General features: G+C 71.1%; 19 protein-coding genes. 6 read left to right on the top strand and 13 right to left on the bottom strand.

Going from position 1 to position 20,189, the window contains the following annotated elements; all coding sequences use genetic code 11:
• Nucleotides 1-22: 22 nt before the first annotated feature.
• Nucleotides 23-304: an ATP-dependent Clp protease adapter ClpS gene (gene clpS, locus BLR95_RS15915; RefSeq protein ID WP_245689456.1), complete on the bottom strand. Its 282-nt coding sequence runs from the start codon at nt 302-304 to the stop codon at nt 23-25.
• A gap of 500 nt (nt 305-804) precedes the next feature.
• Between clpS and hisG the strand changes: the two genes are divergently transcribed.
• From hisG to BLR95_RS10540, 6 genes are all read left to right on the top strand, one after another.
• Complete coding sequence (gene hisG, locus BLR95_RS10565; RefSeq protein ID WP_092619755.1) at nt 805-1,461, top strand: ATP phosphoribosyltransferase; 657 nt, start codon at nt 805-807, stop codon at nt 1,459-1,461.
• Between the two features lie 21 nt (nt 1,462-1,482).
• Nucleotides 1,483-2,826: a histidinol dehydrogenase gene (gene hisD, locus BLR95_RS10560; protein WP_092619543.1), complete on the top strand. Its 1,344-nt coding sequence runs from the start codon at nt 1,483-1,485 to the stop codon at nt 2,824-2,826.
• Between the two features lie 11 nt (nt 2,827-2,837).
• Entirely contained in the window at nt 2,838-3,329 is a 492-nt protein-coding gene (locus tag BLR95_RS10555; protein ID WP_092619540.1) for a UPF0262 family protein, read from the top strand.
• Between the two features lie 6 nt (nt 3,330-3,335).
• Nucleotides 3,336-3,782 (top strand): arsenate-mycothiol transferase ArsC, encoded by a 447-nt coding sequence (locus BLR95_RS10550; RefSeq protein WP_092619537.1) that lies wholly within the window; start codon nt 3,336-3,338, stop codon nt 3,780-3,782.
• Nucleotides 3,783-3,854: 72 nt separating this feature from the next.
• Nucleotides 3,855-4,676: a uroporphyrinogen-III C-methyltransferase gene (gene cobA / locus BLR95_RS10545; protein WP_092619534.1), complete on the top strand. Its 822-nt coding sequence runs from the start codon at nt 3,855-3,857 to the stop codon at nt 4,674-4,676.
• A gap of 2 nt (nt 4,677-4,678) precedes the next feature.
• Entirely contained in the window at nt 4,679-5,518 is an 840-nt protein-coding gene (locus BLR95_RS10540) for a CbiX/SirB N-terminal domain-containing protein (RefSeq protein ID WP_092619530.1), read from the top strand.
• A gap of 338 nt (nt 5,519-5,856) precedes the next feature.
• Here the strand turns inward: BLR95_RS10540 and BLR95_RS10535 are convergent, their stop codons facing one another.
• The 12 genes from BLR95_RS10535 to BLR95_RS10480 form a co-directional block, all read right to left on the bottom strand.
• Nucleotides 5,857-7,413, bottom strand: coding sequence for a cobyric acid synthase (locus BLR95_RS10535; protein ID WP_092619527.1), 1,557 nt, complete (start codon nt 7,411-7,413; stop codon nt 5,857-5,859).
• Between the two features lie 90 nt (nt 7,414-7,503).
• Nucleotides 7,504-8,829 carry an O-antigen ligase family protein gene (locus tag BLR95_RS10530; RefSeq protein ID WP_143130978.1) on the bottom strand — a complete coding sequence of 442 codons (1,326 nt, stop codon included), beginning with the start codon at nt 8,827-8,829 and terminating at the stop codon, nt 7,504-7,506.
• Nucleotides 8,826-10,433 (bottom strand): hypothetical protein, encoded by a 1,608-nt coding sequence (locus tag BLR95_RS10525; protein ID WP_143130977.1) that lies wholly within the window; start codon nt 10,431-10,433, stop codon nt 8,826-8,828. Before BLR95_RS10525 ends, BLR95_RS10530 begins: the two co-directional genes overlap by 4 nt.
• Before the next feature lie 82 nt (nt 10,434-10,515).
• Nucleotides 10,516-10,956: a hypothetical protein gene (locus tag BLR95_RS10520; protein WP_092619517.1), complete on the bottom strand. Its 441-nt coding sequence runs from the start codon at nt 10,954-10,956 to the stop codon at nt 10,516-10,518.
• A 12-nt stretch (nt 10,957-10,968) separates the two neighbouring features.
• Complete coding sequence (locus tag BLR95_RS10515; protein WP_092619514.1) at nt 10,969-11,838, bottom strand: prephenate dehydratase; 870 nt, start codon at nt 11,836-11,838, stop codon at nt 10,969-10,971.
• 15 nt (nt 11,839-11,853) lie between these two features.
• The gene (locus BLR95_RS10510) at nt 11,854-12,597 is read right to left on the bottom strand and encodes a 3-deoxy-manno-octulosonate cytidylyltransferase (RefSeq protein WP_092619512.1); all 744 of its coding nucleotides are present in this window, start codon (nt 12,595-12,597) and stop codon (nt 11,854-11,856) included.
• 90 nt (nt 12,598-12,687) lie between these two features.
• Nucleotides 12,688-13,071, bottom strand: a complete 384-nt coding sequence (locus tag BLR95_RS10505) for a hypothetical protein (protein WP_092619509.1) — start codon at nt 13,069-13,071, stop codon at nt 12,688-12,690.
• Nucleotides 13,068-14,222, bottom strand: coding sequence for an EAL domain-containing response regulator (locus BLR95_RS10500; RefSeq protein WP_176787792.1), 1,155 nt, complete (start codon nt 14,220-14,222; stop codon nt 13,068-13,070). Before BLR95_RS10500 ends, BLR95_RS10505 begins: the two co-directional genes overlap by 4 nt.
• Before the next feature lie 69 nt (nt 14,223-14,291).
• The gene (locus tag BLR95_RS10495) at nt 14,292-14,657 is read right to left on the bottom strand and encodes a response regulator (RefSeq protein ID WP_092619503.1); all 366 of its coding nucleotides are present in this window, start codon (nt 14,655-14,657) and stop codon (nt 14,292-14,294) included.
• On the bottom strand, nt 14,654-17,731 hold the full coding sequence (locus BLR95_RS10490; protein WP_092619500.1) for a response regulator: 3,078 nt from the start codon (nt 17,729-17,731) through the stop codon (nt 14,654-14,656). Before BLR95_RS10490 ends, BLR95_RS10495 begins: the two co-directional genes overlap by 4 nt.
• Nucleotides 17,732-17,990: 259 nt before the next feature.
• On the bottom strand, nt 17,991-18,458 hold the full coding sequence (locus BLR95_RS10485; RefSeq protein WP_092619497.1) for a response regulator: 468 nt from the start codon (nt 18,456-18,458) through the stop codon (nt 17,991-17,993).
• 563 nt (nt 18,459-19,021) lie between these two features.
• Complete coding sequence (locus tag BLR95_RS10480; protein WP_143130976.1) at nt 19,022-20,140, bottom strand: glycosyltransferase; 1,119 nt, start codon at nt 20,138-20,140, stop codon at nt 19,022-19,024.
• Nucleotides 20,141-20,189 lie beyond the last annotated feature (49 nt).

The raw sequence follows: 20,189 nt of genomic DNA, 5'->3' as shown, positions 1-20,189 counted from the left end.
CGAGGCGGGGCGGCCGGGCCGCTCACGCCTTTTCGATGGTGCACTGCAACGGGTGCTGGTGCTGACGGGCCAGGCTCATCACCTGGTTGACCTTGGTCTCGGCCACCTCGTAGGTGAACACGCCACACACCCCCACCCCCTTGGTGTGTACGTGCAGCATGATTTGCGTGGCCTGTTCCTGATCCATGTTGAAGAACTGCTGAAGCACCTGGACGACGAACTCCATCGGCGTGTAGTCGTCGTTCAGCATCAGCACCTTGTACATGGACGGTTTCTGGGTGCGGGTGCGGGTTTTCAGCACCACGTCCGGGCTGCCCCGGCCGTCGTCCGGCGGGGCGCCGGAGTCGTCCGGATCGCCGGGGCCGAGCCAGGGCCGCGACGCCCCCGCCCGGTTGTCATGACAAACCGGGTCGTCGTGACGCAGATGCCGTTCCTGCCTGTCCCCACGTATCACGGGTATCGGGTCCTCTCTCGAGCGTCTTTTCGCGGCCGCACTCGCCGACGGGCATGCCGGCCGTCATATTGTAGGCAAGGCCCAGGCGGGACGAAAGGGGGCCACCGAGGCCTCTCCCGCGCCCCACCGGACGCCCCAGCCAACCTTGCGATCCCGATATGAGGTTCCCCCCGGGGCTGGGCAAGTCCCGCCCATTCCAGGATATCAGCCCCCCGCCCGCGCCGGGTCATGACGACCCCGCCCGCGTGATCAGCGGGTGTCATCGCCGCGGCGCCTCGGGTATATAGGAGCGGGCCGGTCCCATGGCCGGCCCGCCGCCCCTGTTGTCCCCGATCCCTTTGGAAGCGCCCATGTCCCGGGAGAAACTGGTCATCGCCCTGCCCAAGGGGCGAATCCTGAAGGAATGCATGCCCCTGATCCGGGCCGCCGGGATCGAGCCCGAGCCGGCCTTCGACGACCCGGACACCCGGCTCTTGCGGTTTGCCACCAACCACGCCCATATCGACATCATCCGGGTGCGCAGCTTCGACGTGGCGACCTTCGTCGCCTTCGGCGCGGCGCAACTGGGCATCGCCGGCAACGACGTGCTGATGGAGTTCAACTTTCCGGAGCTGTACGCGCCGCTGGACCTCGACATCGGGCACTGCCGGCTGGCCGTGGCCGAGCCGGTGGACCTGTCGCGCGACGACGATCCGACCCGCTGGAGCCATGTCCGGGTGGCCACCAAGTATCCGGACATCACCCGGCGCCACTTCGCCGCCCGCGGCGTGCAGGCCGAGTGCATCAAGCTGAACGGCGCCATGGAACTGGCCCCGGCCCTGGGCCTGGCGACGCGCATCGTCGATCTGGTCTCGACCGGGGCGACCCTGGCCGCCAACGGCCTGGTCGAGGTCGAGCGCATCGCCGACGTTTCCTCGCGGCTGGTCGTCAACCGCACGGCGCTGAAAACGCGCTCGCAGGAATTGACCGGCTGGATCGACACCTTCCGCCAACTGACCGACACCTGAGCAACCCCGGAACCCCAACCGATGGCCCGTGAACTGATCAGCACCGCGCCCGGCTTTGATGGCGCCTTCGCCGCCCTGCTCGAAACCCAGCGCGAGGCGGCCAGCGCCGTCGACCAGACGGTGGCCGAGATCATCGCCGACGTCCGGGCGCGCGGCGACGCCGCCCTGATCGAGCTGACCGCCCGCTTCGACCGCTTCACCCCGGAAAGCCCCGAGGACCTGCGCATCGGCCCCGACGAGATCGCCGCCGCCGCCGAGCGGTGCGACCCCGCCCTGATCGACGCCCTGAAGCTGGCCGCCCAGCGCATCCGGGCCTATCACGAGGCCCAGAAGCCGGCCGACTTCGAAACCACCGACGCCGACGGGGTGCGGGCCGGCATGCGCTGGCGGCCGGTATCGGCGGCCGGGCTGTACGTGCCCGGCGGCACCGCCGCCTATCCCTCCTCGGTGCTGATGAACGCCCTGCCGGCCAAGGTGGCCGGGGTCGGGCGGCTGGTCATGGTGGTGCCCACCCCGGACCGGGTGCTCAACCCGCTGGTCCTCGCCGCCGCCCATCTGGCCGGCGTGGACGAGGCCTACCGCATCGGCGGCGCCCAGGCGGTGGCCGCCCTGGCCCACGGCACCCAGACCATCGCCCCGGTGGACAAGATCGTCGGCCCCGGCAACGCCTATGTGGCGACCGCCAAGCGCCAGGTGTTCGGCACCGTGGGCATCGACATGATCGCCGGGCCGTCGGAGATCCTGATCGTCGCCGACGGCGACAACGACCCCGCCTGGCTGGCCGCCGACCTGCTGAGCCAGGCCGAGCACGACGCCGCCGCCCAGGCCATCCTGATCACCGACGATCCGCTGCTCGCGCGGCGCGTCGCCCAGGCCGTGGACAGCCTGCTCAAGACCCTGCCCAGGGCCGACATCGCCACCCGAAGCTGGCAGGCCAACGGCGCCATCATCGTGGTCGAGGACCTCTACGACGAGGCCCCCGCCCTGGTCGACCGCATCGCCCCGGAGCACCTGGAGTTGGCGGTCGACGACCCGGACCGGCTGGCCGACAAGGTGAACCACGCCGGGGCCATCTTCCTCGGCCGCTTCACGCCGGAGGCGGTGGGCGACTACGTCGGCGGCCCCAACCACGTGCTGCCCACGGCGCGCAGTGCCCGCTTCTCCTCGGGCCTCGGGGTGCTCGACTTCATGAAGCGCACCTCGCTGCTTGGCTGCGACGCCGACTCGCTGCGCAGGATCGGCCCCGCCGCCCTCGCCCTGGCCGGGGCCGAGGGCCTGCACGCCCACGGCCTGTCGGTCGGCCTGCGCCTCAACATGCCGGTGCCCGGCATGCCGGCGGCGCCGACCGGCGACCCCGGCGACTGACGGAGCCCCCGATGGCCACCCCCGATCTGGCCGAACGCCACCGCCTGGTCGATGTCCGCCTGGACGAAACGGTCAAGGTGCGGCGCCGGCCAGAGGTGGAGCACGAACGCCGGGTGGCCATCTTCGATTTGCTGGAAGGCAACCACTTCGTGCTGCTGGCCGGGCCGCCCGGCCCCTATGTGCTGCATCTGTCCATGTCCGGCCTGACCCGGCTGGTCATCACCGTGCATGACGAAGCGGAGCAGTTGCTGGCCCGCCTGATCCTGCCCCTGAAATCGTTCAGCCGGCTGGTGCGCGACTATTTCCAGGTCTGCGAAAGCTACTACACCGCCATCCGCACCCTGCCGCCCAGCCGCATCGAGGCCCTGGACATGGGCCGGCGCGGCCTGCACAGCGAGGGCGCCGAGCTGCTGCGCGACCTGCTGAAAGAGCGCGTGGAGATGGACCTCAACACGGCGCGGCGCCTGTTCACCCTGATCTGCGTCCTGCACGTGCGGGGATAAGGGGCGGTGAGTGGCCTGCCCTCGGCGATCCTCTTTGCCTGCACCATGAACGCGGTGCGCTCGCCGATGGCCGAGGGCCTGATGAAACGCTTCCACGGCAAGCGGGTGTTCGTCGATTCGGTGGGCGTCAAGGCCCAGCCGGTGGACGGCTTCGCCATCGCGGCGCTGGACGAGGTGGGCATCGACATCAGCCACCACCGGCCGAAAACCTTCGAGGAACTGGAGGACGGCAGCTTCGACGTGATCGTCTCGCTGTCGCCGGAAGCCCAGCACAAGGCCGTCGACCTGACCCGCCACATGGCCTGCGAGGTGCTGTTCTGGCACACCTTCGACCCCTCCATCGTCGAGGGCTGCCGGGAAACCCGCCTCGACGCCTACCGGGCGGTGCGCGACGAGCTGGAGCAGCGCATCCTGACAACCTTTCCGCCACCGACCATGGCCTCGGTCGGCTGAGGGCGAGCCCGACCTGATCGCCCGTCGCTTGCCGCTTGTTGCCGGCGCGTGACAGGGGGTAGGGTGTCGGACATGAGTGCACATCCTCCCTCCGACTCGCCGGGCGGGGCCGGCCTCCGCCCGGGCATGGTGTATCTGGTCGGCGCCGGCCCCGGCGACCCCGAGCTGCTGACCGTGAAGGCGGCCCGCCTGCTGGCCGGCGCCGAGGTGGTGGTCTATGACCGGCTGGTCAGCCCGCCCATTCTCGACCTGATCGGCCCCGGCACCTCGCGCATCTACGCCGGCAAGGCGCTGGATCGCCACCACCTGCCGCAGGATGAGATCAACCAGTTGCTGGTCACCCTGGCCCGCACCGGCCGCTCGGTGGTGCGCCTGAAGGGCGGCGACCCCTACATCTTCGGCCGTGGCAGCGAGGAAGCCGCCTGCCTGGCCGCCGCCGGCATCCCCTTCGAGGTGGTGCCCGGCATCACCGCCGCCGCCGGCGGCGCCGCCTATGCCGGCATCCCGCTGACCCACCGGGGACTGGCCTCCAGCGTGCGGTTCCTGACCGGCCACGGGGCCGACAACATGGCCCTGTGCCACGACTGGGCCGGGCTGGCCGACCCCAACACCACCCTGGTCGTCTACATGGGGCTGACCAACCTGGGCGACATCGTCGAGCAGCTGATCGCCCACGGCATGGACCCGGCGACCCCGGCGGCGGCCGTGCAGGCGGCCACCACTCCGGCCCAGCGCCGCGTCGTGGCCACCGTCGCCACCCTGGCCGAGGCGGTGGAGAAGGCCGACCTCGAGCCGCCCACCCTGCTGGTGCTCGGCCGGGTGGTCGAACTGGCCGAGACGCTCGCCTGGTTCGGCGCCGAGGCCGCCACCCTGGCCCGGCAAGCCAGCGGCTGACCATGGCCGGCCGGCCCGACACCTCCCCCGACCCGACGTGGCGCCGCGCCCGCCTGATCCTGGTCGGCCACGGCTCGGCCCACCACCCGGACAGCGCCACCCCGACCCGCGAACTGGCCGAGATCATCGCTGCCCGGGGCCTGTTCCAGGCCGTGCGCTGCGCCTTCTGGCGCCAGCGCCCAAGCCTGCAAGAGGTGCTGGCCGACGCCGCCCTCGGCGACCTCTACGTGGTCCCCAACTTCGCCGGCGCCGGCCTGTTCACCGACCAGTTGATCCCCCAGACCCTGGGCCTCGCCCCGGGCCAGTCCACCACCCGGCGGCCCGGCGGCCGGCTCGTCCTGACCCCGCCGCTGGGCAGCCACCCCGCCGTGCCCGGACTGATCGCCCAACGGGTCGGCGAGGTGGTGGCGGCGCATCGCCTCGATCCCTCGGCCACCGGTCTGCTGCTCATCGCCCACGGCTCGCGCCGCCCGGGTGGCTCCGGCGCCACCGCCAACGCCCTGGTCGAAACCCTGCGACGGACCGGCCGGGTCGCCGAGGTGGCCGCCGCCTTCCTGGAACAGGAACCGGCGGCCAGCGACTGGCCACACCACCTCGCCTCCCCCAACATACTGGTGCTGCCCCTGCTCATCGCCCGGGGCTACCACGGCAGCGGCGACATGGCGGCCCTGTTCGATCTCGACCCGGCAACCCTCAAGGCCGCCAGCGCCCCCCTCGGCCCCCTGGAACGCCAGGGACGCCGCTTGTGGATCATCCCCACCATCACCGATCCGGCCACCACCGCCGACCTGGTGCTCGATCTGGTGCGACAGAGCGCCAACAAGGGGGCCCTGCCCCCTTGACCCCAACCTTGACCCCAACCGGGGGATCGAAGGCGATCCCCCGGACCCCCTCCAATTCGTTGGAGCGGAGCGCCGGCCGCGGACTGAATTCGGATGGGGTTGGGTGCGGGCCAGCTTTGCTGGCCCGCGTAAACAGACACCAAGGGAATTGAGCAAGGATGCGCGGATCAAGTCCGCGCAGATAAGTGCTCGGTGGTTTTTGGTTCCGCAGGCCAGCGAAGCTGGCCTGCAACCAACCCCCATCCGCGCTCGGCTCGGCCTTAAGCGTCCCCCTCCAACGACATGGCGGGGTCCGGGGGGACCCTGTCCCCCCGGCGGGGTCCGGGGCGGCGCCCCGGTTACTTGGCCAGATCGTAGAGCTTGTCCAGATCGAGGTGTTGTTCGCAGTGCACGGCCAGGGCGTCGAGGGTGGCTTCGACCCGTTCCTCGTAGGCCAACTCGGCGGTGGCGCCGACACGTTTCAGCCAGTGGGCCCTAAAGCCGTCGTCGGCGAACAGGCCGTGCACGTAGCCGCCCATCACCCGGCCCTGGTGGGCGACGGCACCCTCGGCCACCCGCTGGCCGTTCTTTTCCAGTTCGAACCAGGGGCTGGCGAGGCCGGGGCCTTCGGTGCAGCCCATGTGCATTTCGAAGCCGCGCACGGTCTGGCCGCTCAGGGTGTCGGTCATGTCCACCGCGATGAGCCGCTTGTCGCCGCCGATCTCGGTGATGAGGTCGAGCAGGCCGAGGCCCGGGGTTTCGCCGGGCGTCCCTTCCAGGCCCTGGGGGTCGCGCACGGCGTGGCCCATCATCTGATAGCCGCCGCACAGCCCGACCACATGGCCGCCGCGCCGCACGTGGGCCAGGATGTCGATGTCCCAGCCCTGGGCCTTGAGGAAGGCAAGGTCGGCCCGGGTCGCCTTGGAGCCGGGCAGGATGACCACATCGGTATCGGCCGGCAGGGGCTGGCCGGGCTGGAGCCAGAACAGGTCGACCGCCGGCTCGGCGGCCAGCGGGTCGAGGTCGTCGAAGTTGGCGACCCGTTGCAGGCGCGGCACGGCGATGCGCACCCGGCCCGACAGGTTGCGGGCCGGGCGTTCCAGGGCCAGGGAATCCTCGGCCGGCAGGCTGCCGGCGGCCTCGAACCAGCGCAGCACGCCGAGGAAGGGCCAGCCGGTGTGTTCGGTGATGGTCTCGCAGGCCGGCTCGAAGATCGAGAAATCGCCCCGGAACTTGTTGATCAGGTAGCCCTTCACGCGGGCCCGGTCGTTGGGCCGCAGCAGGGCGTGGCTGCCGACCAGGGCGCCCATGGTGCCGCCGCGGTCGATGTCGCTGATGAAGACCACCGGCAGGTCGGCCGAGTCGGCGAGGCGCATGTTGGTGATGTCGGAGTCGCGCAGGTACATCTCGGCCCCGCTGCCGGCGCCTTCGACCAGCACCAGGTCGGCCTCGGCCCACAGGCGGTTGAGGCTGCTCAGCACCGAGGGCATCAGGGCGTGGCGCATGCGGTGGTAGACCTTGGCCGGGCAGTTGCCCAGCACCCGGCCGCGCAGCACCACCTGGGCCCCGATCTCGGTCTGCGGCTTCAGGAGCACCGGGTTCATGTCGATCGAGGGGGCGACCCGGCAGGCGCGGGCCTGCAGGGCCTGGGCGCGGCCGATCTCGCCGGGCGGGATGGTGCCGTCGGGGCCCGGTTCGGCCTCGCTGTCCACCGCCAGGGCGGCGTTGTTGGACATGTTCTGGGCCTTGAAGGGCAGCACCTTCAGGCCCCGGTTGGCGTAGGCCCGGCACAGCCCGGCGACGAGCAGGCTTTTGCCGACGTCGGAACTGGTGCCCTGGAGCATCAGCACGCGGGCCCGGCGGGGCCGCTGGTCGACTTCGGTGGGCAGGCCGGAGGTATCGGGAGGCACGATCATGAAAGGTCCCAACGCGTCAAAGGAAAACGGCCCCCACCCTCCCCCGGGGCGTGGGCGATATAGCCGGCCCGGGCGGCCGGGGCAACCCCGTCAGGGCGACGGCTCGCGCCCCGGCACCACGCGGGTCCGGCGCGCCACCTCCTCGCCCGGGCCCAGGGTGGCGCCGGCGGCGGCCAGGGTGGCGGCCAGCCACAGCCCGGCCAGCCACCAGCCCTGCCACAGCCCGAAGCTGATGGCACCGACCGAGGTCGCCGGGCCGAGCACCGCCAGATGCAGGGCCAGCGGTTGCAGGCGGGCCAGTCGGGCGCCGTCGCGCGGACCGTCGCGCCGCATGGTGCGCCGTGCCGTGCGCCAGGTGGCCCGCGCCGCCTGGATCAGCCCCGCCGACACCAACAGGGCGCCGGCCAGCCCCATCTCCAGCCACACCTGGAGAAAGCCGTTGTGCGGATGCAGGGGCAGCGCCTCGGCCCAGCCGAAGGTGCGCACGTCGCTGCCATCGGGCTGGCAGGTATAGAAGTAGACCACGCCCCGGCCCTCGGGCATCAGGCGGGCGGCTTCCAGGCCATGGCCGAACAGCGGCGCCTCGTCGATGCGGGCGCGGGTGAAGTTCCACACCTGCAGGCGGTGCAGGATCGAGCTTTTCACCCAACCGGCGCTGCACAGCGGCGGCTGATCGACGGCCACCGGCAGGGCCAGCGGCAGGAACAGGGCAATCAGCACCGGGACCAGCAGCAGCCAGCGGGCCAGTCGGCCGGAGAACAGCCCGAACAGCGCCGCCGTAACGGCGATCAGCACCGCCAGCTTGGCCGACAGGTTGGCGAACAGCACCACCGTCAGGCCATGCAGGGCGACCAGCCCGAGCCCCGCCGCCGGGTGGCGCAGGCGGACCAGCAGCAGGGCCAGCGGCACCACCAGCACGGCGTTCAGCGCCAGACCGCCGCTCACCCGGTTGATGAACTCGGCCTCGAAGGCGGCGTCCTTGAAGGGCGCCAGCACCGCCCCATCAAGCCCCAGGTTGGCGAGCAGGATGACATCCCCCACCGCCAGCCCGGCGGCCAGCAGGCGCACGGCGCGGCGGCGCAGGGCCTCGGGCAGGCGCGGCGCGGCGGACAGCAGGAGCAGCCCGAAGCCCATCTCGACGGCCAGCCGCAGGGCCCGGCTCAGGGTGTAGCCGGGATCGGGCGACCACAGGGCCGAGGCCAGGGCCAGGGCGAGCAGGGCGAGCAGCGGCCAGGCGGCCTTCATCACGGCGAGCGGATGCGGCCCGTCGGGACGGCTGCGCCACAGGGCGTAGAGGCCGAGCAGGGGAACCAGCCAGACCAGCCCATGGTGGGCCACATAGGCCACCGTGGGCAGGGCGAACAGCAGCCCGCCGGCCAGCCGGTCGAGCCAGGTGGGAGCGCCGGGGGCGGTCATGAGCCAGCCGCCGGCCGGAAATCGGGACGACAATGGACGGTGATCCTGGGGTTGACGTGGTCATACAGGGGCGGCAGCCCGGGCAGACGCAGGCGGGGCGCGAACTCGGCCGCCAACGGCCACGGGTCGTCGTGCGGGCGCACCGTCGAGCCCGCCACCCGCACCCGACAGGCACAGTCGGGCCGGTTGACGGCAAGGCGGGCGAAGTCGAACGGCGGCGCCTGGAAGGGCGCCAGATGGGACGGCGCGCAGATCCCCGGCTCGGCCGGAACTTGGGTGTCGATCCAGGCGGCGGCGGCCAGCCGGGTGCCATGGCGCGGGCTGTCCTCGTCGAACCGGGCGACCATCTGGGGGACGCTCTGGACCAGGGTCAGGACGAGCACCGCCCCGGCCACCGGCAGCGCCCGGCGGCCCAGGACGGCGGCCAGCAGCAGACCGATCAGCGGCACGATGAAGGGCAGATAGCGGGCGTGCTGGGTCCACTCGACCAGCGCCCCGGTCAGCACCCCCATGGCCAGCAATGGCCCCCACACCGCCGCCAGCAGCAGCAGGCGGGCCCGCTCGGGGCGGGCCAGGGCGACCACGGTGGCCAGCCCCAGCGCCACCAGCAGGCCCAGGCCCAGGCCCGGCACCAGGGAGTTCCAGAAGAAGGCCAAGACCTCGGCCGGCCCGCCCAGGCGATCGTAGAAGCCCAGCGCGGCGCCCTGCTCGGCGGTGCGGGCGGCGTGGTTGAGGAAGAGGAAGGGATTGGTCGCGGCGAACACCAGAAGGGCCCCGACCGGCACCGCCAGCAGGGCCACCCAGGGCACGGCGCGGCGGACCGCCAGGGCGACCAGGAAGCCCCACAGGACCACCGCCATCGCCCCCAGGGGCAGGGTCGCGCCGACCGCCAGACCGGTGCCCAGGGCGGCGGCGCCGAGCCACGGCCAGGGCCGCGCCGTCCCCGCCCACAGCCGGGCCAGGGCGAAAAAGGCGAGGCCGGCCCACAGGGTGGCGTACCAGTGCGGCTTCATGGTCGTCTCGGCGAGCAGGGCCATCGGGGTGAGCACCTGGAGCAGGGCGACCACCCCGCCCAGCCAGGGCCGGCCCAGGGCCGAGAATCCCAGATAAACGAACAGCCCCCCACTCAGCGCCGCCAGCAGCACCAGAGTCCGCCCGGCCAGATAGAGACGGTCCATGCGCTGGGGGTCATCGACCAGTTCGGTCAGGCCGCCGATCTCGACCAGCCCCAGGCGGTCCAGGCCGACCAGCCAGGCCGCCATCGGATACAGGTAGGCCCCGCCGTACTGGTAGATCCCGGGATCGGGCCGCCCCTCGGCCAGCCCGCGCTTCAAGCGCGCGAAGGCGACGAAGTTGACGATCTCGTCGGAATGCACGCTGTACAGCCGATAGCGGAAACGCCAGCGCTCCGGCCCTTCGGCGTGGGCCGCCTGGCCGACCAGACTGTCGCGCTCCAAAGCGCTGCCCGACATGTCCGGGCGCGGTGACGGCCCCTCGGCGACCACCGGCAGATCGTTGATCCGATGGCCGAAATCGGCCGCCAGAAAGAGCACGGCGCCGACCACGGACAAGGCCACCAGGACCACAGCCAAGGATGTGCGCATGAACGATCCCGAGTCTTGAAATCCCACGGCGGCACAAACCCACGTTCGCCCCGCCGCGTCAAGGGCCGCCGCGCCGGCCCGGTCAATCCGGCTCGTCGCGGTAGGTCTGGCCCAGGTCGTCGAGCAGGGCGGCATCCCAACGCCCCAGTCTGCGCAACTGAAGCTTGACCAGCGGCCCGCCGTCACCGGCCAACCCCTGGCCGATCAGGAAGCTGCCCATGGGCGGCACCAGCAGCAGGGTGAGCAGGGTCGAGAGCAGACGGTCGCGGCGCAGCGTCCAGGTCAGGGTGCCGGTCATCGACAGCACGATCAGCCGCTGCTCGGCGGCGAAGGCCTGGAACTCGGCGGCGAAGATGGGGTCGTCGGGATAGAAGCGGTAGAAGCGCCGGCTGAGCTCCTGCTCCAGGGCGCGCCGCAGGGCGATATCGTCGGCCGAGGCCACCCACGGCCCGAGCAGCCAGCCCAGACCCGCCCCCAGGCCCAGGCTGCCCAGCCACAGGAAGACCAGCAGCGGGCCGCTCATGGCCTGCCCGCCCTACTCGGCGCCCAGCGCGGCCCGGGCCTCGAAGCGGTAGGGGTGGGCCGGGTAGACGCCCATGATGCGCACCTCGCGCGAGAAGAACTGCAACTCCTCCAGGGCCAGCCGCAGGCCCCGCTCCTCCGGATGGCCCTCCACGTCGGCCAGGAACTGGGCGGCCACGAAGTCGCCGTCGACGATGTAGCTTTCCAGCTTGGTCATGTTGACGCCGTTGGTGGCGAACCCACCCAGGGCCTTGTACAGGGCGGCCGGCACGTTGCGCACCCGGAACACGAAGCTGGTCACCACCGGGCCGGAGCCGGGGCCCGGATCGGCCGGCTCGCGGGCCAGCAGGATGAAGCGCGTGGTGTTGTGGTCGGCGTCCTCGACCCCGGCGCGCAGCGAGACCAGCCCATAGGTCTCGGCCGAAAGCTCGCTGGCGATGGCGGCGATGGAGGGGTCGGCCAGCCGGGCCACCTCGCGCGCCCCGCCGGCGGTATCGGCCACCACCTCGGGCACCAGGTCCAGCTCGCGGATCAGGCGGCGGCACTGGCCCAGGGCGTGGACGTGGCTCTTCACCCGCTTCAGGTCCCCGATGCGGGCCCCGGGCACCGCCAGCAGGTGATGGTTCACCCGCTGATAATGCTCGCCGACGATGTGCAGCCCCCCCTCGGGCAGCAGGTGGTGGATGTCGGCCACCCGGCCGGCCAGCGAGTTGTCGATGGGGATCATGGCCAGATCGGCGCCGCCGTCGCGGACCATCGAAAAGGCGTCCTCGAACGACGGCGCGGGCAGCGGTTCATGACCCGGCAGGGCGGTGCGGCAGGCCAGATGGGAATAGGCGCCGGGCAGGCCCTGGAAGGCGACACTGGGCTGGGAAGGGGACACGACGCCGGGGGTCCTTCAGGGGGCGGCCGGGGCCAGCAGAAGGCGGGCCCGGTCAAGATCGGCCGGAGTATCGACCCCCAGCGGAGTGGTGTCAACGCGGGCCGCGGCGATGCTCATGCCGGCTTCCAGGGCGCGCAGTTGCTCCAGCCGCTCGCGCTGCTCCAGAACCCCCGGCGGCAGGGCGACGAAACGGGCCAGGGCGGCGCGGCGATAGGCGTACAGCCCGATGTGGTGGAACAGCGGCCCGACGCCGTGCGGCACGGCGGCACGGCTGAAGTACAGCGCCCGCCCGGCGCTGGCCCCGGCGGCCAGGGCCAGGGCGCATTTGACCACGTTGGGATTGGCCGCCTCGGCGGGGTCGGTGATCTCGGCGACCAGGGTGGCGATGTCCACCGCCGGGTCGGCCAGGGCCGCCAGGGCGGCGCGCGGCAGCTCGGGGTCCAGGGTCGGCAGGTCGCCCTGGAGGTTGATCACCGCGTCATGGCGGCCCTCGGGATCGAAGCGGCACACCGCCTGCCAGACGCGGTCCGACCCGCTGGGCAGGTCGGGGTCGGTCATCACCGTTTCAAAGCCGGCGGCGCGGCCGGCCTCGGCCACCTCGGGCTCGCAGCAGGCCAGCAGCACCGGCCCCAGGTCGGCCGCCGCGGCGCGCTCCAGCACATGGACGATCATCGGCTTGCCGTGGATGTCGGCCAGCGGCTTGCCGGGCAGGCGGGTCGAGGCCATGCGGGCGGGGACGACGGTCAGGGCGCGGGGCATCAAGGGGGGTTCCGAAAACGGGACGGGCACGCCGTCCTCGATAGCCCAGCCGCCCGCCGGCTGTCCAGCCGCCCCACCAACCTCCGGGGCTCAGCCCGCCGCCTCGCGGTCGGCCGCCAACATGGCCGACAGGGCATGGGCGCCGCCCTGGATGCGCTCGGTCAGATCGTGGGCCATGCCTTCGCGAACGTCGTCGCCGATCAGCTCGGCATAGCCGGCCACCGCGCCCAGCACGTTCAGCGTATCGTGGCGCAGGCGGCGGCGGTCGTCGTCCGCCGCCTCAAGGTACTCGGCCAGCAGCGGGCTCAGGTCGCGGGCCCGCACCTGCATGCGTTCGACATCGGCGGCCAGGGTGGTGGTGGCCAGCAGGGCGCCCAGGTGCACGATGAGGCGATCCAGGTTGTGGACCTCGTCGAGCAGACCGCCCATGCCGGTGACGGGCGGCGTCGGCGCCGGAGCACTGGGTTGGCTCATGGCTTGTAGTCCTCGATCCAGGCCGCGCACTGGTCGGCCGACATGGGACGGGCGATGAAATAGCCCTGGATCACGTCGCAGCCCAACTCGGTCAGGTGGGCGATCTGGGCGCTGGTCTCGACGCCCTCGGCGACCGTGGTCACGCCCAGTGCCTTGCCCAGGCTGACCATCATGTGGACGATCTGCTCGGCCCGCCGATCCTCGCCCATGGCGACCACGAACTGGCGGTCGATCTTCAGCTCGCTGAACGGCATGCGCTGCAGGTGCAACAGCGAGCTGTGGCCGGTGCCGAAGTCGTCCAGCGACACCTGATAGCCCTGGATGCGCAACCGGGTGAGCACCTCTTCCGAACGGTCGGGCTCGCCCAGCGAGGCGGTTTCGGTGACCTCCAGCACGAAGTCGCTGGCCCGGGCGTCGCGCCCGACGGCGGCCTTCAGCACGTAGTCCGGCAGGGTCAGGTCGTTGAGGCAGGTGGCCGACAGGTTGACGGCACAGCGGGTGCCCGGCCGCCGCCAGGCCTCGGCCTCGGTGCTCGCCCGGTCGAGGCCGAAGAGCAGCAGGTCGCGGGCCAACTGGCGGTCCATCTCGACCACCGGGATGAACACCGAGGGCGGAATGGCCACGCCATCGGACCGGGTCCAGCGGCCCAGCGCCTCGACCCCCACGTAGGCGCCGTCGCTCAGCCGCACCTTGGGCTGATAGGCCATGGAGATTTGCCCGTCGTTGAGGGCGGCCCTGAGATCAACCGGGGTGAGCACGGCGTCGCCTTCGCGCAACTGGGCGAGCAGGGCCCGCACGGTGGCCAGCGAGACCGGCTTTTCGATCGGCTCGTGCATGCGCACCCCCATGCGCGCCCCGACCCGCTGGGCCGAGCGCAGCACCTCGGGCTCGCAGCCGCTGACCAGCACCACGTTGGCCTTGGGGATGATCTGGGCGACCCGGGTCAACTGGGCCACCCCGTCGCCATCGGGATAGGTCAGGTCCCAGAAGATGACATCGGGCCGGAACTCGCCGATGGCCTTGATGGCCAGTTCGGGGCTTTCCAGGGTCAGCGAACGCCAGCCAGCCCCGGTGCACACCCGGTGCAGGATGGCCCGGGCGTCCGGGTCGTCGTCGACGATCAGGGCGCGCGGCAGGTGCAGGTCGTTCATATCCCTTTCTCCGGAAGCGGTGGACCTCTCTCCCGGCGAGGTCCGTTGACGTTGTTCTCTCCGCATGGTTCAGGCACCAACGAGGCGGCCGATTTTTTCCTGCAACCCCTTCACGTCGACCGGCTTGGTGGCGTAGTCGCAGCACCCGGCGTCACGGGCCAGTTGCTCGTCCTGGGCGGTGGCATGGGCGGTCAGGGCGATCACCGGGATGGCCGACAACTCGGGATCGGCCTTCAGCCGGCGGGTCACCTCCAGGCCATCGATGTCGGGCAGGCCGATGTCCATCAGGATCACCTGGGGGGCGAACGCGCGGGCCGCCGCCGACACCGCCAGCCCCTCGGCCACGTGGTGGACGGTCGCCCCCCGTCGGGTCAAAAGACGGCCCAGGGCATCGGCGTTCATCGCGTTGTCCTCGACCAGCAGGACGCGGGTCATGGCTGTTCTCCTCCAACCATCCGTAGAGCCGGCGGGGCCGCCGGCGGCACCCGGTCGGACGCGCCGGGCCGATCATTGGGGCACTCCCCGGAGATGAACTCCAACAGGTGGGCCATCAGGCCGTCGAGATCGAAGGCGCCTTTCTCCAGCACCATCTGACAGCGCTCGGCCAGCGCGGCCCGCTGGTCGACGCTCAAGGTGACGCCGGTGATGACGAACACCGGAACCTCGGCCAGCGCCGGCTCGTTGGCCAACTCGTCGAGCATGTCGAAGCCGCTGGGGCCGCGCGCCATTTGCAGGTCGAGCAGGATGGCCCCGGGACGGCGCAGGCGCACATGGTAAAGCGCGTCATCGACCCCGAAGAAGGCGACCGCCGGCAGACCCACCCGCTCGACGGCGCGGACCAGGGCGGCGCGCATGTTCAGGTCGTCCTCGACAATGACCACGCTGCGCCCCATGCGGCAGGCCTGGCAGCGCTCGATGGCGGCGGCGATGTCGTCGGCCCGGAACGGCTTGCGCACATGCCCGCAGGCCCCCTGGACCTCGGAAATCTCGCGGTCGCCGACGATCGACACCACCAGCACCGGAATGTTGGCGGTGCGCGGCTCGGCCTTCAGCACGCGCAGGGTGTCCCAGCCGTCCATCTCCGGCATCAGGATGTCCATCAGGATCAGGTCGACGGCATGGCTGGCCAGGTATTCCAACGCCTGCTGACCGCCGGGCAGCCCAACCACCTCATAGAGATTGGGTTCAAGCTGACTGCCCAGCAGGGCGCGCATGGCCGGATCGTCATCAACCACCAGCACCTTCATGCGCTGGCCGACGTTCACCTGATCGGGCGACGGCGGACTTGTCGAAACCGCCACCGCCGGCAGGCTGATGGTGAAGCAGCTTCCCTCGCCCAGTTGCGAGGAGACCTCGATCTGCCCGCCCATCAGGTCGATGAACTGGCGGGTCAGGGCCAACCCGACGCCGGAGCCGCCATACTTGGCCTTGATCTGGGTGCTGGCCTGCTCGAAGACATTGAACACCCGGCCCAGTTGCTCCTCGTCCATGCCGATGCCGGTGTCGGCGACCGACAGGAACACCATGTCGTGCTGACGCCAGCCGGCGATGGTCACGGCGCCCTGCTCGGTGAACTTGGCGGCGTTGGAGATCAGGTTGATCATGCACTGGCGCAGCTTGACCCGGTCGCCCACGATCATCCCCATGTCGTCCGCCACGTCGACCAGCAGCTGGTTGCCGTTCTGGCGCAGCACCGGGCCGGCCAGACTGACCGTGTCGGCGACCATCTCGGCCAGATCGAAGGTCGCCATGTTCAGCTCCATGCGACCGGTCTCGATGCGCGCCAGATCAAGCACCCCGTTGATCAGGTCCATCAGATGGGCCCCCGCCTGATGGATGCGCTCCAGGTCGGCCAGCACCTCCGGGCTGGCGCTGTCGGCCAGGTCCTCGGCCACCATCTGGCTGTACAGCAGCACCGCGTTGAGCGGCGTGCGCAGCTCGTGACTCATCGCGGTGAGGAACTGCGACTTGGCCAGATTGGCCGCCACCGCGGCCTGACGGGCGGCCACCATGTCGCTCTGATCGTGCAGGATGGCGGCCAGCCGGCGCTGCCTCGGGTCGGGCAGCTCGGCCAGCGAGACGTGGACCGGAAACTCGCGGCCGTCGGCGCGCCGCGCCATCTCGATGGCGTGATCGTCGGGGTCGGCCGCCTCCTTTGCCTCGGAAGGCTGCCAGACCCCTTTGCGGAAGCGGCTGGGATCGGCCGCCGCCAGCGCCGGAACCAGCGCATCGAGCGGCTTGCCAACCAGCTCCGCGCCTTTCACGCCGAACAGTCGGCCGGCCGCCGGGTTGGCCTCCTCGATGCGCCCGGCGCCATCGGTGATGACGATGCCGTCCTGCGCCGTCTCCAGCACGCCTTTCAGCTTGGCGTGGGTGGCCGCCACCCGCTGACCGTGGGCCCGGGCCCGGGCGACCAGGAAGGTCGCCGACAGGGCCACCAGCAGCAGCACCACCAGAGCCTCGCGGCTGTGGGTCACCGAACCGAGCAGGCTGGGATAGACCTGGCGCGCCGGCATCGCGGCGCCGACAATCAAGGTCCGCCGGTTGTCGCCGCCCTGCATCGGCATCACCCGCAGCGCCGCCATGTAGGGCTCGCCCCTGATCGGCAGATCGGGGGTGAACACCTCGCCGTACGGCATGCCCGGCGCATGGGGCCCGAGCAGCCGCGCCGCCACCTCCGGGGCATCCACGGCCAGACTCTCGACCCGCCCGAACTCGAAGGCGAAGGCCCGCCGGCGGTCGGGGTGCACCAGGTAGCGGGTCAGCGAGTCGAGGACCAGGGGGACGTGGGAATCCCCGAGGATGCGGTGCAGGTCCGACATCAGGCTGGCGAAGGAGATGTTGATGACCAGGAAGGCCACCGGACGGTCGCTTTTGCCGCGCAGCCGGGCGGCCAGCCTGAGGGTGGGGCGATGCGGCGTCTCCACCGCCCCGTGCTCGCGGTTGAGGTTCACCGCCGAGACGTAGAAGCGGTCCGCGCCGCCCCCCTTGAGCTCCTGGAAATAGTCGCGGTGCGACTTGTCCTGCAGGTCCTCGGCCGAGTGGATGGCGTCGGTGTAGCGGTCCTTGTCCAGGCGCATCAGCTCCCAGCCACTGCGGGCGTCGATCAGCCGGGCCTGATAGTGCATGGCGTGGGCCGCCAGATGGGCCCGCAGCAGATCGGCGACCTGGGCGGTGGCGAACTCCAGCTCGCCCGGGCTGCCCTCTTCCAGGGCGTTGGCATAGCGCCGCAGGGGGTAGGAGTCGATGAGGCTCAGCATCTGGTGGCGGGAGCCGCGCAGGAAGGCCTGGATGCGCGCTTCCAGGGCCACCGCCAGGCCCTTGAGCCGCTGTTCGGTCAGCTCTTCCGCCTGCCGCCGCTGGTCGAGGTGCGCCGTCACCGCCATGGCGCCGATGATCGCCGCCGAGTAGAGCAGGAAGAACAGCGCGCTCTTCATGCCGAAGCCCGGCCGGAGCGACCTCAGGCGTCGCGCCAGGGCGGCGATGGGGGGCTGAACGGACTGCCACATGGCTTGCAACTCCTCGGTACCTTCTCACCGCCGCGCGCCGCCCCAAGGGGCGTTGGGTTTGGCGTCGATCAGCCGCGGACTGCCCCCCAAGGTTTGACCGCGACGCCGACCGCCAACCCGGCGGCATGACCCTGTGTTCCTCGTCCCGGGGTTGGGCCAGGACTTCCGGCCCGATCAACCCTGGGTGACATGCCCTCCCTTCGTCTCTTTCGGTTGCGGCGTGATTCTTCAGGCCCTCAAAAATTGCCCTGCCCCGGCATCAACCGCGCACCTTGGCCAGCAACAGGTTGGGCGGCACGATCACCGCCACGTCTTCCGGGTTGGTCGCCACGTCCAGCGGCTGATCCGGGTCGGGCGTGCCGGTTCCGGCCAGGACGTGCTCGACCAGGGCGGTCAGGCTCGACAGCTTGAACGGCTTGGCGATGACCGCGTCGGCGCCGCTGCGCCGCGCGATGTCCAGCGCCGCCGACACCGGCCGGCCGGCACCGGACATGGCCACCACCGGCAGGTCGGGCCGCCCTTCCTTGGCTCCCATGATCACGTCGAGCCCGCTTTTGCGGGGCATGGCAAGGTCGGTCAGCAACAGATCAAGGCTGTCGTCCGCAAGCTCGTCCAGGGCGTCGACCCCGTTATCCACCGTGCGGCAACTCCAGCCCGCCCGCTCCAGCGCGCGCGCGATCACCAGGCTCAGGTCAGAGTCGTCGTCGGCAATCAGGATATTGGGCATGGCTGCAACCTCTCACTTCACGTGCCCCCCCGTGGTTCCCGGCACCGGCCCCGAAAAGCCGGTGACACCTTCCGCCGTGGGCTGTTTCCCTTGGCCGTTTCCCTTGACCATTTCCCTTGGCCGTTTCCCTTGAGCAGATCGGCGGGCCACCCGCCACCGCGCCCACAAGGCGCCGCTGCCAAGAACCGGTTCGGCGCCATAGGGAAACCGACGGCAAAAAAGCATTCACCGCGCGCCGTGCCAGATGCAATACCAAAACCACCACTTAAAGGGCAAGAATAACCCAGTAGGTTGAATCTCAATCAAACTTTCGGCCGTTTTTTGCATCGCCGCGAAGGTTGCGCTGGGCGCGGAGCAATGCCTCAAAGGATGCCCTCCAACCGAATCAGCGAGCGAGTCGACTCAGCAAATGTTTGATATTTTGAGCGCGCGCGGGGTCTGACGTCGATCCGTCAGGGTGGGCTGGCACCCGGCTACGCTGCGGCCGCCGCGTCGCCGCCGCCTTCCGGTCGGCTCTTCCAGGCAAAGCCCCAGGCTATGTCACCCTGGAATGCCTCCGGCCTTTACCTCGCCCGGGGAGTGCTGTCGCCCCCCACAACCGCCGCCAGGAAACGTCGCCCGGCGGCCGGGGCGGTGTACATGGCCGGCAACAACGAGGGGCGCACCGCGTCCGCCGTCTTCCGATCCAGCGCCGCCAGGGCCGCCACCATGGCCGGGCCCGGCGTGGCCAGCCGCACCGCTCCCAGCGCCGCCTCGGCGATCTCGGCCACCGCCCCGGCCTCCGGCGCGGCCACCACCGGCGTGCCACAGGCCAATGCCTCCAGCACCACGTTGGGCAACCCCTCCCAGCGCGACGGGAGGACCAGGGCATCGGCCCCGGCCAGCCACGGCCAGGGACAGGCCGCGAAGCCGCGCCACTCGATCCGCGCCTGCACTCCCAGGCGCTCGGCCAGGGCCCGCCACGCCGGCCCTTCCGGACCCTCGCCGAGAACCGTCAGATGGGTGTCGGCGGGCAACTCCCCGAGCAGCGGAATCAGTCGATCCACCCCCTTTTGACGGGTCAGGCGACCGGCCGCCACCAACCGCAAGCCGGGCCCGGGGGCACGCCGGGGCGGCGTCGCGGCGGCCCGCAGGGTGCGGACGTCGGTCGGATTGGGGCAGACCTCGAGCCGCCCGGGGGGGACCCGGAAACGGGCCTGCAACTCGTCGGCCATCAGCCGCGAACTGGCCACCACGCAATCGGCGGTCGGATACAGAAGCCCCATCAGGCGGCCGAACAGCCCCGGCACAGGCACCCGGTGCAGGCTGAGGCTGGGCAGGTTGGCTTCCCGGATGACCAGGCGAGTGCCCCGCGGCAGCACGGGGCGCGCCGCCAGCAGAGGCAGATTGAGATGGCCGAAGGTGGAAAACACCGTGGCCGGACCGCATCGGCGCAACTCGCCGATCAGCCCCGGCAGGGCCTGACGCAGGCGCGGCCGACCAAGGTCGCGCCACGCCACCCCGGAGGGTACCAGATCGGCCAGGGTGTGTGGCCCGCCAAGGGTGATCAGACGCGCCGCCAGTCCAGCCCTGGTCGCCTCGGCAAGCAGCCCGAGCGCCACCCGCTCGGCTCCGCCGCCAGCCAGCGACGGGAGGACAACGACCACCGGCCGCCGTGCGGTGATCTCAGAGAGGGAGGACACGGCCACGATCTCCGCTGCACAAAAGAAAGGCGGCGCGGGAATGTCCCGC

It is taken from the genome of Roseospirillum parvum, assembly GCF_900100455.1.
GTDB classification, from domain to species: domain Bacteria; phylum Pseudomonadota; class Alphaproteobacteria; order Rhodospirillales; family Rhodospirillaceae; genus Roseospirillum; species Roseospirillum parvum.
Note: the sequence above shows the minus strand (reverse complement) of the source record. Positions and strands in the feature narration are given on the sequence as shown.

Bases quoted from the DNA above. Each gene is read 5' to 3' on its own strand.
- BLR95_RS10495 (WP_092619503.1), bottom strand. From the start codon at position 14,657: ATGACCCGCGTCCTGCTGGTCGAGGACAACGCGATGAACGCCGATGCC.
- BLR95_RS10535 (WP_092619527.1), bottom strand. From the start codon at position 7,413: ATGATCGTGCCTCCCGATACCTCCGGCCTGCCCACCGAAGTCGACCAG.
- BLR95_RS10510 (WP_092619512.1), bottom strand. From the start codon at position 12,597: ATGCCCCGCGCCCTGACCGTCGTCCCCGCCCGCATGGCCTCGACCCGC.
- BLR95_RS10540 (WP_092619530.1), top strand. From the start codon at position 4,679: ATGGCCGGCCGGCCCGACACCTCCCCCGACCCGACGTGGCGCCGCGCC.
- BLR95_RS10490 (WP_092619500.1), bottom strand. From the start codon at position 17,731: ATGTGGCAGTCCGTTCAGCCCCCCATCGCCGCCCTGGCGCGACGCCTG.
- BLR95_RS10505 (WP_092619509.1), bottom strand. From the start codon at position 13,071: ATGAGCCAACCCAGTGCTCCGGCGCCGACGCCGCCCGTCACCGGCATG.
- hisG (WP_092619755.1), top strand. From the start codon at position 805: ATGTCCCGGGAGAAACTGGTCATCGCCCTGCCCAAGGGGCGAATCCTG.
- BLR95_RS10485 (WP_092619497.1), bottom strand. From the start codon at position 18,458: ATGCCCAATATCCTGATTGCCGACGACGACTCTGACCTGAGCCTGGTG.
- hisD (WP_092619543.1), top strand. From the start codon at position 1,483: ATGGCCCGTGAACTGATCAGCACCGCGCCCGGCTTTGATGGCGCCTTC.
- BLR95_RS10555 (WP_092619540.1), top strand. From the start codon at position 2,838: ATGGCCACCCCCGATCTGGCCGAACGCCACCGCCTGGTCGATGTCCGC.
- BLR95_RS10500 (WP_176787792.1), bottom strand. From the start codon at position 14,222: ATGAACGACCTGCACCTGCCGCGCGCCCTGATCGTCGACGACGACCCG.
- BLR95_RS10530 (WP_143130978.1), bottom strand. From the start codon at position 8,829: ATGACCGCCCCCGGCGCTCCCACCTGGCTCGACCGGCTGGCCGGCGGG.
- BLR95_RS10520 (WP_092619517.1), bottom strand. From the start codon at position 10,956: ATGAGCGGCCCGCTGCTGGTCTTCCTGTGGCTGGGCAGCCTGGGCCTG.
- cobA (WP_092619534.1), top strand. From the start codon at position 3,855: ATGAGTGCACATCCTCCCTCCGACTCGCCGGGCGGGGCCGGCCTCCGC.
- BLR95_RS10525 (WP_143130977.1), bottom strand. From the start codon at position 10,433: ATGCGCACATCCTTGGCTGTGGTCCTGGTGGCCTTGTCCGTGGTCGGC.